This is a genomic window from Chryseobacterium sp. JJR-5R (assembly GCF_034047335.1).
Taxonomy (GTDB): Bacteria; Bacteroidota; Bacteroidia; order Flavobacteriales; family Weeksellaceae; genus Chryseobacterium.
Genome location: NZ_CP139137.1, coordinates 2,743,029 through 2,756,254, shown reverse-complemented (window position 1 = coordinate 2,756,254; position 13,226 = coordinate 2,743,029). Strand labels below are relative to the sequence as shown.

Genomic DNA, 13,226 nt, shown 5'->3' with positions numbered 1-13,226 from the left:
AAAAGTAATTGTCCATCATTTACTTTTTTCAGGTTTAATGATTGATTATACCTACAACATCCGGGGCTGGATGACGCACATCAACAAAGACCAGATGCCGCTTGCTGATCTGGGTGGCAGGCTGTTCTCTTACAGGATCAGATACAATGAGAAAGAAGGCCTGACGAATCCCGATCCGGTACTTTTTTCCGGGAAGGATGTAGTACTGAAATACAATGGGAATATTGCGGAAGTAGACTGGAGAAGTGTAGAAAATATAGGCAATAATCCATCACTGACTCCGAAGAGATATGGCTACGTTTATGATCGGCTGAACCGCTTAACGGCAGGCTACTACCAGAACCCAAATAATCCGAACAGCAAGGAAAATACAGAATCCTTAGACTATGACCTCAATGGTAACATTACCAATCTCTACAGGACTTCGGTTATAGAATCCGGCAATACGGCAACGGCCATTGACCGGCTTGAATACTTCTACGGACCGGGGAACAACAGCAACAGGTTAAGCAACATTACTGATCATCAGAATAATCCTACAGGATACGAAGGCGGGAATCAGCAGATGGGTTACGACCTGAACGGTAATATGATCGTGATGCCGGACAAGGGCATCAGCAAGATTGCCTACAATTACCTGAACCTTCCCGATAAGCTGAATTACGCCAAAGAATTTGAGACGGTTACCGTTAACACCAAATACGGATCGGACGGCGGCAAGCTGCAGAAACAAAACATGACCACCGTAGACGGGATCTCGGGACCTGTCACCGTTAAAAAGACAACGGATTACCTGGATGGTTTCCAATATCTTAAAACGGAAAATATCGGGCTCATCGGGATGAGCGATGAAATGATGTCCGGCCTTGAAACCTTGCGGGTTTTGGAAAGGCAGGCATTTTCTGTGGAACCTATGGCAGTGGCCACACTGGCATCCAAGAACAATGACCTCCAGTTTTTTCCGACGGCAGAAGGGTTTTACGATTATAAAAAAGATCAGTATATTTACCAATACAAAGATCATCTTGGAAACAACAGGGTAAGTTTTGGAAGAAACAGCACAGGTGCTCTTGAGATCACGGATACCAATGATTATTACCCATTTGGGATGAACCACCTGAAAAGCGGGAACTCTTTCTTTGGGATAAATTCATACAAGAATTACAAGTACAACGGAAAGGAGCTGCAGGAAAGCGGGATGTATGATTACGGCGCAAGATTTTATATGCCGGATATTGGAAGATGGGGCGTGGTGGATCCATTGGCGGAAACTTCGAGAAGATGGTCAACTTACGCATATGCTTACAATAATCCGATAAGATTTATTGATCCTGATGGAAGATCCAGTAAGGATATTATTGTCCTAACCGCAAACGGTTCTTTTAAGGCATCTAAGGAACTTATGTATAAAACAGCTGAAGGAAGAAGAATTTGGGATAAATATGGAGCAAGTAAAACTGATGATATTTATATAAATTCATCGGTTTTCCCTTCAAATTCCAGAACTTTTGCAGAAACATATACTTTAAGTGGAAATGAGTCTTTTGTAAAAAATAATACTATATCTAATATTGGTAAAACATATCCTTCATTAGGAAGTTTTGAGGGATTAGATGTATCCAAATCGAATGGTAAAAATGTACATTTGATGGCATTTAATGAAGATTTTTTCCCAAATACAGCTTCGGAAAAATATACTAAAATAACTATTAGCCCTACATTAGGAGAAGTAAAAGAAGAATATGATTTATCCGATTTATCCAAAGTTGTTTATCATGAAACGAAAGCACATATTGAAGATAGAACAGGTAATGCAGATGATGATCATAAAAAATTAGGAGAATCTAAATTTCAAGGCTACATTAGACCCAATTCTCCAATGGATATTTTTGATAAACAATTAATAAAAATAATACAAATTCAAAACGCAGAAAAATATCATGATAAAAAATAAAGTTTTATTTTTAATACTATTTTGTAGCTTAAGTTTTTTTAAAAGTCAGGATTTAAAAGTTTATAGTCCAATTCTCATTAGTAATCTTCCTAATGGGAACATTAATAATGAAAAAGTAAATAAAGTTATTTTAGATTATTATAATCCAAATGCTAATGACATGGAAAGCAATTTTCTTAAGTATAGTTCTGATGATAGCACTCTCTATATTTTCGATCTTGATAAGAAAGAATTTAAAAGTTTTATAAATTTTAAAAAGAGGGAAAAAGTTATTTCTAAAGAAAACTATTTAGGTACTTTTAGAAATTTTAATATTCTGAAAGATTCTGAAAATAAGTTTAAGGTAGTATCAGCTACAGGCAATTATCCTAGTCATTTTGAGAAGATTAGTTCAATAGAAATATTAGAAAAAAGTAAACAATTTTTAATTTTAAAAATTAATTATTTCGACATTTATGATTTTAAAGGTTATGGAGTTTTAGTTTTGAGAGATTATAAATATGCGAAATAAAGCAATGTTCCAAAGTTAGTGGTGAGAACAATTTCAAATTCAGAAGGTACGGTTATGTATATGACAGGCTCAACCTGAACGGGAGCATGATTAATATGAAGGATAAAGGGATTCAGGGCACTGCTTACAATCCCATGCTAGCGCGAGCATCTTGCTCGTGCTCACATTAAAGACTTGTAAATCTTTACAGGACTCCAATAACGGAGTACGGCAGTACTATCCCTACCAAGATTGATGACCTGGAATATGTTTACGTATCAGGAAACAAGAGTAATAAGCTTACTAATATTAATGATTCTGCTGACAACTATACAGATTATGAAGGCGGTGGGCAGTAGATCAAATACGACCTGAACGGGAATATGACCGATATGCCGGATAAAGGGATAGGGTCAATACAATATAATTACCTGAACCTCCCCAAACATTTAGAATACAGCAAGATCAGTAATAAATCAGTTGTTCTTGATACCAAATACAGGACAGACGGATCAAAACTCAGTAAGATAAACAAAACTGGAATTGGAGGATCAATGGGTTATATCACCGATATTAAAATTACAGATTACCCAGATGTGTTCCAATACCTTTCCAAGCCGCCTGCCACTTCTTCTGGCGGTGGCGGAGGATGTGAATCTTTAATGGCCAATCTGGAAACAGGCAGAGCGCTTGAAAGGCAGGCCTATTCCATAGATGATCCTGCTTCTTTAACCCCGATGAGCCTTAAAAACACTGATCTCCAGTTTTTCCCAACGGCAGAAGGCTATTATGATTACAAAAAAGATCAGTACATTTATCAATACAAAGACCATTTAGATGTACAAGTAAAAGAGAAGTTTTTACGAAGGCTAGGAACGAAGTTCAGCAAGGATTAGTTTCGGAAGAAACAGCGCAGGCGTTCTTGAGATTACAGATGCCAATGATTATTACCCATTCGGCATGAACCACCTGAAGAAAGGATCTGTTATGTTTGGACAAGGAAGTTATAAGAGTTACAAGTATCAGGGACAAGAATTACAGGAGACTGGTTTTCATAGTTTTAAATGGAGAAATTATATGCCGGATGTAGAAAGGTTTTTTAATGTTGACCCTTTAAGTGAAAAGTATACATATCAGTCACATTATAATTTCTTTGAGAATTGAGTTATTGATGCTAGAGAATTAGAAGGTTTAGAAGCTGTAGATTTTAGTTGTGCAAGGTTGGGTTAGGGGAGAAGATACTAAACCTAATAAGATACAAGTTCAAAATGTAGGAGGAATTAGTAATCCCAATTTTAAGGGACAAGGAAATTTAGATTTTACAGGCATTGGTGGACTAGTTTTTGTAGAGTCAGTCAACGAAAATAAAAGTATGAAAGTTGACTTGCTAATTACTTTGGATATTTTAGATTCTTATTCTGGTACTGAAATTTCTTCAAATGTTTTTAAATCAATTAATTATTATCAGACAAAAGATATTTATGGAGGATAAAAAATTGAGCCTACAAGTGATAATAAAACTTCAAAAACATTAAATTTACTTGCTCCAAACTCAACACATCGAAGTATTGATAATGATTTAAGAGATAAAGTAAGAGAAGTTGTAAAAAGAGAATTAATACCCTAATAATGATGAAATATTTTATCCAAGCCATTACATTAATATCAGTAATTTATTTGTTATTACTATTGTATTTTCAATACGATTATTTTTTCAAATTTATACCTGTAATATTGTTACTACAATTTGTCAGTTTTTTTCTAATTCATAAAATACCTAGCAAGGTTTTATATTATATATTCAATATTCTAATATTTATGATTTTAAGTTTTTATTATTGTTTTGGGCTTTTTTTAGCTCAATAGAAAATATTTCCTTCCCTCGCTAGGATACAAATAATATGATTTAAAATATTTTAATTTGTTGATGTAATAAATTCATTTAGTTTAATTTTGATACTTAATACGATTAAAATTTTTAAATAAGTTTTTATACAATTTTTATCTTTACATCAAAAAAAATTTCACCATGAAAGACCTAATGGGCCAAGCCATCCACGATTATTACCACAACCGAAATCCTGAAGACCTGCAGACGGAAACTTCTATTTCCGAACTTGACGAACTTCCGATAGCCTACCTGTTCAGGGATTTTGAAGAGATGAACGGAATAGAGCAGAAAGCGCTTGGGCTGGCTCAGGGAAAAGTGCTGGACATTGGGGCAGGCGCGGGTTCTCATGCTTTGTACCTTCAGAATAAAAGGAACCTGGAAGTGACAGCCCTGGATATTTCACCCAAGTCCATTGAAGTCTGCAAGCTGAGAGGGATCCAGACGGCAGTCTGTGAAAACATGCTTCATTTTTCCGGGGGAACTTTTGATACGATCCTGCTGCTGATGAACGGCACCGGGATTTTCCAGAGCCTTTCCACCATTGATACCTATCTGAAAAGGCTGTATTCTCTGCTGAATGAAAACGGACAGATCCTGATCGACAGTACGGATATTATATATATGTTTGACCGTGACGAAGAAGACGGCGGAGTGTTGATCCCGGCCGGCGGATATTACGGGGAACTGGATTATGTGGTGCATTACAAAGGGGAATCTGAAGACCCGATCAAATGGCTCTACCTGGATTTCAATACGCTGAAAAATGCAGCGGAATATAACGGTTTTGCTATTGAAAAGATGATCCAGGACGAGGATACTTATCTGGCGAAACTGACGAAAAAATAATCATGGCTACTGTCATTTTGAGAAGAAAAGGTTTTATAAAATTAAGATAAATTGATGATGTGAGATTCTTTACTCCGTTGCGGCACTCAGAATGACAGACAACATCGTATTGTTTAAGCATAAAGAAAAAAGACGTACAATGAGCTGCACGTCTTTTGTTATTTCTGATAGAAATTGAAATAATTATCCGATCTCAATTCCGTTTTCCACGGTGCTGTCATCCGGCGTAACAAAAGACAGTTTTCCGTCCGGTTTTGTAGTTAACAGCAACATGCCCTGGGATTCGATCCCTCTGATTTTTCTCGGTGCCAGGTTAAGCAGGATCATCACCTGTTTCCCGATCACTTCTTCAGCGGTAAAGCTTTCCGCAATCCCAGATACCACGGTTCTTACGTCCACGCCTGTATCCACTTTCAGCTTTAATAATTTATCTGCTTTCTCTACTTTTTCAGCTTCAATAATAGTCGCAGTTCTTAAGTCGATTTTTGTAAAATCATCAAAGGTGATTTCTTCTTTCATGGCGTTGGCGCTAGGGTTTGTTTTTTTATTGCTTTGTTTTGTGTTTTCCAGTTTCCGGATCTGGGCCTCGATCACATCGTCTTCGATTTTCGTAAATAATAACGGAGCTTCTTCGATCTTATGTCCAGCTTTAATTTGAATTTCGGAATTCCGTAAATTCTTCCAGTTTTTTTTCTCAATATTAAAATATCCAAATAATTTTTCTGCGGAGAATGGCATAAATGGTTCACACAACTGAGCTACTACCGCAGCGATTTGAGCTCCTACGAACATTGTTTGCCCGGCTTCAGCTGGATTATTTTTTATAGAGTTCCAAGGTGCCGCATTCTGAAGATATAAATTTCCATAATCTACTAAAGCCATAAAAGCATTTAATGCATTTCTGAACTCATATTTCTCTAAATGATTTGAAACGTCATTAATTGCCTTATTGATAGCATTCTTACTATCTTCATCTAAGTTACCGTTAGGTACATTCCCTTCAAAGTTTTTATTTGTAAAAGAAATTACTCTATTAATAAAGTTACCGAACTTATTTACCAACTCCGAATTGTTCTTGGTCTGGAAATCTTTCCAGGTAAAGTTGTTATCTTTTGTTTCAGGAGCGGAAGAAAGCAATGCGTAACGCAGAACATCCTGCTGTCCAGGGAATTCCTCTACATACTCATGCGCCCAGACTGCCCAGTTCCTGGAAGTTGATATTTTGTCGTTTTCCAGATTCAGGAATTCAAAAGCAGGAACATTGTCAGGCATCACAAAATCCCCGTGGGCCTTCATCATGGCAGGAAAAATAATACAGTGGAATACGATATTATCCTTACCGATAAAATGAACCAGATCACTGTCTTCGCTCTGCCAGTAATCTTTCCAGTCCTTGCCGTTTTTCTCTGCCCACTCCTTGGTAAATGAAATATAACCGATCGGGGCATCAAACCATACATACAGCACTTTTCCTTCTGCACCCGGCAGCGGAACCGGGACGCCCCAGTTGAGATCCCGGGTCATGGCACGAGGCTTCAGTCCGTCATTCAGCCATGATTTTACCTGTCCGTATACGTTAGGTTTCCAGTCGTCTTTGTGGCCTTCAATAATCCATTCGTTCAGGAAGTCTTCATATTCATTTAACGGCAGGTACCAGTTTTTGGTTTCTTTAAGGATCGGGACATTGCCGCTCAGCATTGATTTCGGGTTGATTAATTCTGAAGGCGAAAGCGTAGAGCCGCACTTTTCGCACTGGTCTCCATAGGCATTTTCATTGCCACAGTTCGGGCATGTTCCTACGATGTAGCGGTCTGCCAGGAATTCATTGGCCTGCTCGTCAAAATACTGTTCGGAAACCTCTTCCGTAAACTTTCCTTTTTCATACAGGACTTTGAAGAAATCCTGGCTGGTTTCGTAGTGCTTTTCAGATGTCGTCCTGGAATATTCATCGAAGGAAATCCCTAAGTCGGAAAATGATTTTTTAATGATTTCATGATACTTATCCACAATATCCTGGGGCGTTACGCCTTCTTTTTTGGCTCTGATGGTGATGGGTATCCCATGTTCATCAGAACCGCAGATAAAAGCTACGTCTTTTCCTGATCTTCTCTGAAATCTTGCATACACATCCGCAGGAATATACACCCCTGCCAAATGCCCTATGTGAACCGGCCCGTTGGCATAAGGCAACGCTGCCGTAATCATCTTTCTGTCTGACATCTTATTGTAAAGTTTTATAGGCAAAGATAACGAATATCTGTGGAATTCCCTAAGCCCTGCAAACAATGGTTTTTAGTCTATACGGATAGTGGGATATGACATTAAGTTAAACATAAGTTTAACTTTTTATTAAATTATTACAGTGCTATGTAAAGCATATTTTAATTTAATCATCTGAAATTGAATATTATACGCTAAAAAAGTATATCAATCTACACAATTTTAACTTAATTTATAATAAAATTAACATCATTGTAAATTTTTGTTAAATTGCAGGACTGGCTGATGCTGGTATGATTGATAAAGAAACTATATAAAAATAATATTGTGAAGAATTTTACAACGGTATTAAAAATTGCGCCGGCCTTCCTATTGGCCAGTACAATGATTCATGCGCAGACAGACTCTACAACAAAAGAGAAAAAAATTGAGGAGGTGGTGTTAGTAGGCTATGGAAAGCAGAAAAAAACTGATTTGACTGGATCTGTAACTGCATTGTCAACAGCTGATTTTAACAAAGGGGCCATATCGACTGTAGAAGGGCTGATCAATGGTCGTGCTGCCGGTGTGGTAATTACCCAGTCCGGAACGCCGGGAAGTGAAGCGGTTATCAGGATAAGAGGAGGTTCTTCTCTGAATGCAAGTAATGAACCATTATTAGTTGTAGACGGTTTGCCATTAGACGGGGTTTCTTTATCTACAATCAATCCAAATGATATAGAATCTTTTTCGATATTAAAAGATGCGGCTTCTACTGCGATTTACGGTTCCAGAGGATCTAATGGGGTTATTCTAATTACGACTAAAAAAGGAGGAAAAAGATTAAGAGTATCATTAAATGCTTTTACCACGGTTAATACTTTAGCTAAGAAAATTAAAGTATATAGTGGTGATGAGTTTAGAGCCCTAATCAATCAATTTGTCCCGGATAAAGTATCTCAATTAGGTACTTCTAATACAGATTGGCAAGACGAAATTTTTAAAACTTCTGTAACGAATGATATTAATGCTTCAGTTTCCGGAAGTTTGTTTGGAAAAGTACCAACTCGTTTCTCTGTAGATCATTTAGAAAATACCGGATTATTGATTACTTCTGGTTTCCAGAGAACAACCGGAAATATCGCAATAAGCCCTAGTTTTTTTGACGATCATTTGAAATTTAATATTACAGGTACTTATTCTTATACTTTTAAAAATAATGCCGATGAAGGAGCTATTGGTAATGCACTTTCTATGAATCCTACACAATCTGTTTATGAAGACAATTCTATCTATGGAGATGGTTATTACGAAAATAGAATGGGTAATTTTAACTCTACTACAGGAACATATAATCCTAATGGGGTTTCTAACCCTGTAGCACAGCTAAGAAATAAGCATGATATTCAAAATTTTAAAAGATTTTTTGGAAATGTAAACATGGAATATAAATTCCATTTTTTACCAGAATTAAGGTTAGTTGCGAATGCAGGTTTGGATACCAGAGAATACGATGGTCATGTAACAACAAATAAATATTCGAGAAACGGATATTATTCTATTAATAATACTTTTGCTTATTATGGATCAGAATCTTTTTCTGGGGAAAGTCTATTCAATAAAAATGCAAATGTACAGTTGAATTATGCTAAAACTTTTGGGCAATTCAATTTTGATGTGATGGGAGGTTATGAGTATCAAAATTATCATAAGACAAGTTTCGGAAGTGGTAATACACTTGTATATGGTATAGACCCTGCTCAATTTTATAATCCGAATTCTAAACCGGATGTTAATTTACAGGCATTTTTTGGTAGGTTAAATTTAGGATATAACAATAAATATTTACTTACTGTAAATTACAGACATGATGGATCTTCTCGCTTTAGTAAGGAAAACAGATGGGGCAATTTTGGTGGAGTAGCCGCTGCCTGGAAAGTTTCTGAAGAAAGTTTCTTAAAAGGAAATTCTACATTATCAGATCTTAAACTAAGAGCAAGTATTGGAAAGATTGGAAATCAAGATATTGGTGATATTGCAAGAGTTGATTATTTAAAAACATATGATATCTCAACAACATTATTTTATCAGTTGGGAAATACATTTTATCAGATTGCGAAAGCCAATGGATATAATCAAAATCTGAAATGGGAAGAGAGTGTAAAATATAATCTTGGATTAGATTTTGGATTCGCCAAAAACAGAGTTACGGGAACTTTGGATTTTTATTTAGCAGATACTAAAGATCTATTATCTATTGTACCGGAAGGACCTTTAGAAAATTTAAGAGTTATTGGATTTAAGAATATCGGAAAATTACAGTCTAAAGGTGTTGAATTAGGTTTGGATATCAAGGCAGTGAAAAAAGAAAATTTCACCCTGAATTTCAATTATAACGCAACCTACAATAACATCAATATTAAAGAACTGGAATTAGATAACATTGATAAAGGTGGTGTTGGCTTAGGAGCATTTATACAAACATTTAAAACAGGATATTCTCCATATGCATTTAATGTGTATCAACAAGTATATGACAGCAATGGTAAACCAATAGAAGGAGCTTATGTAGACAGAAATAATGATGGTGTCATTACTTCTGCAGATAAATACATCTATAAAAAGCCACAGGCAGATGTTACAATGGGATTCATGACAAATGCAACTTTTGGGAAACATATTGACTTCTCTATGGCTTGGAGAGCAAGTATTGGTAACTATGTGTATGATCAAATTTCGGCAGACAGAGCGCAATTAGGTAACATTTATAATACTGTAGATGGAACTATTAACAATGCTCCTGTAGATTTTACTAATACTAATTTTACATTTACCAATAAAGAATCTGATTATTACGTTAAAAACGGAAGTTTTGTAAAGTTAGATAATGTAACATTAGGATATACTTTTAACAATTTATTAAAAAACAAGGGTTCAATAAGATTTTATACAGGGGTAAATAATGTACTTATTATCACAAAATATAAAAACATTGATCCAGAGGTATTTAATGATGGTAGAGATGCTTCGATATATCCAAGAGCAAGAATGTTTACTTTAGGAATCAATGCAAACTTTTAAACTTAAAAAAATGAAATTAAATATAGTAAAACTAAGAAATCTGGCTATTGCAAGTGTATTTCTATTATCGGCAACCTCTTGTATTAACGATTTAGATGTTAAAGTAAGTGATGATGAATTGTACACGTCCGAACAATTTTATTCCCAGCCTGAATCTTACAAGCAGTTTTTGGCGAAAATTTATGCTGGTTTAGCGGTAACAGGACAAACTTCTCCTAACGGAAATTCAGATTTAGGATTAGAATCTGATGGAGGACCGAATGAAGGTTTTTCACAATACATTAGAGGATATTGGCAACTACAGGAACTTACAACCGATGAAGCCATTATTGCCTGGGGAGAATCTGATAATCCCGGGATCAGAGATTTAAACTTCAATACCTGGAATGCAGACAATAAATTCAATGAAGCTTTCTTTGCAAGAATATTTTTTCAGATTGGCTTGGTCAATGAGTTTTTAAGAGAAACTACTGATGAGAAATTATCATCCAGAGGGGTTTCTGCAGATTTAAAAACCCAAATAAAGACTTTCCGTGCAGAAGCAAGATTTTTAAGAGCCCTATCTTATTATCACGCAATAGATATTTATGGCAGAATTCCTTTTGCAACAGAAGGAGATGTTATTGGTTCTGGTGTAAAACCGTCAGTACAATCAAGAGAATATGTTTTCAATTATCTGTTGGGAGAGCTGAATGATATAGATGGAGATTTGGCCGCAGCAAAGACCAACGAATATGGAAGAGCGGACAAAGCTGCCGCTTGGATGTTAAAAGCCAAATTATACCAAAACTCAAAAGTATATACGGGTGTTGACAGAAGTACAGAGGCTTTGGCAGAGATTACAAAAGTAATTGCTTCACCATATAAAGTGGCTACAATACCTTACGCCAATTTATTTAAAGCGGATAACAATACCAATGGTGCGCAAGATGAAGCTATCTTCCCAATTAATTTTGACGGTATCAAAACAAAAACTTACGGAGGCACTACCTTTTTAATCCACGCAAGTTGTACCAATGCAGTAGGAGCTCTGTTAGGGGTAGATGCAGGCTGGGCTGGTTTCAGAACACGTCAGGAATTTATTCAGTCTGCAGGATCGGATGCCCGAGTAATGAAAGTTGCTGGAAGTACAGATCCTGTATCTATTTCAGATTATTCTAAATTTGAAGAAGGTACCAAATTGATTAAGTTTTCTAACAAAAAGACAAGCGGTGCTAATGGAAGTGACGGAACTTTTGCAGATGCAGATTTTGCTTTGTTCAGAATGGGAGATGCATATTTGATGTATGCAGAATTGGCCGTTGTCAACGGAAAAGGGAGCACAGCTACAGCTTTAGGGTATATCAATGCCTTAAGAACAAGAGGTGGTGCAACAAATATTTCAATGTCTGATATTAATGCGCTTACCACAACAGATGCTAAAGAAATGTTTATTCTGAACGAAAGAGCTAAAGAACTGTATTGGGAAGGTACGAGAAGACAAGATTTAATCAGGTTAAATCATTACGTTTCCGGTTATACATGGCAATGGAAAGGAGGAATCCAAAATGGGTCTTCTATAGCTCCTACCAGAGTTTTGTTCCCAATTCCGAATAAATATCTGAATATCAATTCAAACTTATCTCAAAACCCGGGTTATTAATTTTTAAAATTTAAATTAATGAAAAATATTATAAAATTTCTTTTCGCAACCATTGCTATAATGATGGTTTGGTCTTGTGAAAAAGATGAAGATCAGGCTGTTTTATCTTTAAAATCCGAGCCTACGCTTAAAGCGAGTGCAGCATCTCTTACTTTGACGAGTACAACAGCAAGCAACAATGCCGTTACATTTACCATTACCCCTGCAGAATATACCCCTGAAGTAGAAATTACAAATGTATTGCAGTTTGCAGTAGCAGGAAATAATTTTGCAAATGTAAAAGAGGCAGGATTAAGTCTTGGAACATTATCCAAAACCTATACAGTATTTGAATTTAATGCTTTGATGTTGAGTTTGGGATTGCAAACTGGTATTGCGTCAAACGTAGATGTAAGATTAAAAACTACTGTTGGAAAAGGAAGTCCTGTTTATTCAACGGTACAGAAAATTTCGGTAAACCCCTATGCATTGATTTCTTATATGTATGCTCCTGGTAAATATCAAGGATGGGATCCTGCTACGGCAAATACTCTTGTGTCCCCAACTTCAAATGGAATCTATGTTGGTTATATTAAATTTCTGGCAACTGCAGATAATGGACTGTCATTCAAAATTAATCCGCAGAAAAACTGGGATAATTCTTATGGAACCACTAGCCAGTTTTCAGCAGCCGTAAATACAATTCCAGTTTTGTATAATGGAGGATCCGATATTGTAGCACCCGGTCTTGGCTATTATGAAACCACCATCAATACCAACACAAATACACTGAAGATGGTACCTCACCAAATGAGTTTAATAGGATCTGCAACTCCCGGAGGCAACTGGAGTACAGATATAGACATGGTTTGGGATAATACTCAGTTGAAATGGACTGCTACAGCGACTTTTTTAGCAGGTGAGTTTAAATTCAGGCTAAATCATGACTGGAGTCAACCCAACTGGGGAGGATCTGGCGGAACGGCTTCTACTTCTGGAGGTAATTTAACCATTTCGGCAGGTCAGCATACAGTTACTTTTGACCCTTACACTCTAGCTTATACAATAAATTAGTAGCTATAAATTCTTTAAAACTGTTGCTTTTCGGCAACAGTTTTTTTATTTTTAAAGTTTTATATAAAAA

Annotated in this window: 10 protein-coding genes; 9 read left to right on the top strand and 1 reads right to left on the bottom strand. The window is 36.2% G+C overall.

The window, feature by feature from the left end:
- Positions 1-37: 37 nt before the first annotated feature.
- The 6 genes from SD427_RS12115 (at position 38) to SD427_RS12095 (ending at position 5,181) form a co-directional block, all read left to right on the top strand.
- The gene (locus tag SD427_RS12115) at positions 38-1,954 is read left to right on the top strand and encodes an RHS repeat-associated core domain-containing protein (protein ID WP_320558060.1); all 1,917 of its coding nucleotides are present in this window, start codon (positions 38-40) and stop codon (positions 1,952-1,954) included.
- The gene (locus SD427_RS12110; RefSeq protein ID WP_320558059.1) at positions 1,941-2,465 is read left to right on the top strand and encodes a hypothetical protein; all 525 of its coding nucleotides are present in this window, start codon (positions 1,941-1,943) and stop codon (positions 2,463-2,465) included. The genes SD427_RS12115 and SD427_RS12110 overlap by 14 nt, the downstream gene beginning before the upstream one ends.
- Before the next feature lie 371 nt (positions 2,466-2,836).
- Positions 2,837-3,340 carry a hypothetical protein gene (locus SD427_RS12105; RefSeq protein WP_320558058.1) on the top strand — a complete coding sequence of 168 codons (504 nt, stop codon included), beginning with the start codon at positions 2,837-2,839 and terminating at the stop codon, positions 3,338-3,340.
- 64 nt (positions 3,341-3,404) lie between these two features.
- Positions 3,405-3,608 (top strand): RHS repeat-associated core domain-containing protein, encoded by a 204-nt coding sequence (locus SD427_RS19090; protein WP_414017691.1) that lies wholly within the window; start codon positions 3,405-3,407, stop codon positions 3,606-3,608.
- Between the two features lie 49 nt (positions 3,609-3,657).
- A complete protein-coding gene (locus tag SD427_RS12100; protein WP_320558057.1) occupies positions 3,658-3,936 on the top strand; it encodes a hypothetical protein in 279 nt (92 codons plus the stop codon).
- A gap of 537 nt (positions 3,937-4,473) precedes the next feature.
- Positions 4,474-5,181 (top strand): class I SAM-dependent methyltransferase, encoded by a 708-nt coding sequence (locus tag SD427_RS12095; protein ID WP_320558056.1) that lies wholly within the window; start codon positions 4,474-4,476, stop codon positions 5,179-5,181.
- Positions 5,182-5,364: 183 nt separating this feature from the next.
- Here SD427_RS12095 and metG read toward each other — a convergent pair whose 3' ends face one another.
- Positions 5,365-7,401 carry a methionine--tRNA ligase gene (gene metG / locus SD427_RS12090; RefSeq protein ID WP_320558055.1) on the bottom strand — a complete coding sequence of 679 codons (2,037 nt, stop codon included), beginning with the start codon at positions 7,399-7,401 and terminating at the stop codon, positions 5,365-5,367.
- A 327-nt stretch (positions 7,402-7,728) separates the two neighbouring features.
- Between metG and SD427_RS12085 the strand changes: the two genes are divergently transcribed.
- From SD427_RS12085 to SD427_RS12075, 3 genes are read left to right on the top strand one after another with little or no spacing between them, the layout of a single operon-like run.
- Complete coding sequence (locus tag SD427_RS12085; protein ID WP_320558054.1) at positions 7,729-10,461, top strand: SusC/RagA family TonB-linked outer membrane protein; 2,733 nt, start codon at positions 7,729-7,731, stop codon at positions 10,459-10,461.
- Complete coding sequence (locus tag SD427_RS12080) at positions 10,448-12,103, top strand: RagB/SusD family nutrient uptake outer membrane protein (RefSeq protein ID WP_320558053.1); 1,656 nt, start codon at positions 10,448-10,450, stop codon at positions 12,101-12,103. Before SD427_RS12085 ends, SD427_RS12080 begins: the two co-directional genes overlap by 14 nt.
- 18 nt (positions 12,104-12,121) lie before the next feature.
- Complete coding sequence (locus SD427_RS12075) at positions 12,122-13,156, top strand: SusE domain-containing protein (RefSeq protein ID WP_320558052.1); 1,035 nt, start codon at positions 12,122-12,124, stop codon at positions 13,154-13,156.
- Positions 13,157-13,226: the final 70 nt, after the last annotated feature.

Excerpts from the sequence above, each read along its gene's own strand:
- SD427_RS12115 (WP_320558060.1), top strand. The coding sequence starts at position 38 with ATGATTGATTATACCTACAACATCCGGGGCTGGATGACGCACATCAAC.
- SD427_RS12110 (WP_320558059.1), top strand. The coding sequence starts at position 1,941 with ATGATAAAAAATAAAGTTTTATTTTTAATACTATTTTGTAGCTTAAGT.
- SD427_RS12105 (WP_320558058.1), top strand. The coding sequence starts at position 2,837 with ATGCCGGATAAAGGGATAGGGTCAATACAATATAATTACCTGAACCTC.
- SD427_RS19090 (WP_414017691.1), top strand. The coding sequence starts at position 3,405 with ATGAACCACCTGAAGAAAGGATCTGTTATGTTTGGACAAGGAAGTTAT.
- SD427_RS12095 (WP_320558056.1), top strand. The coding sequence starts at position 4,474 with ATGAAAGACCTAATGGGCCAAGCCATCCACGATTATTACCACAACCGA.
- metG (WP_320558055.1), bottom strand. The coding sequence starts at position 7,401 with ATGTCAGACAGAAAGATGATTACGGCAGCGTTGCCTTATGCCAACGGG.
- SD427_RS12080 (WP_320558053.1), top strand. The coding sequence starts at position 10,448 with ATGCAAACTTTTAAACTTAAAAAAATGAAATTAAATATAGTAAAACTA.
- SD427_RS12075 (WP_320558052.1), top strand. The coding sequence starts at position 12,122 with ATGAAAAATATTATAAAATTTCTTTTCGCAACCATTGCTATAATGATG.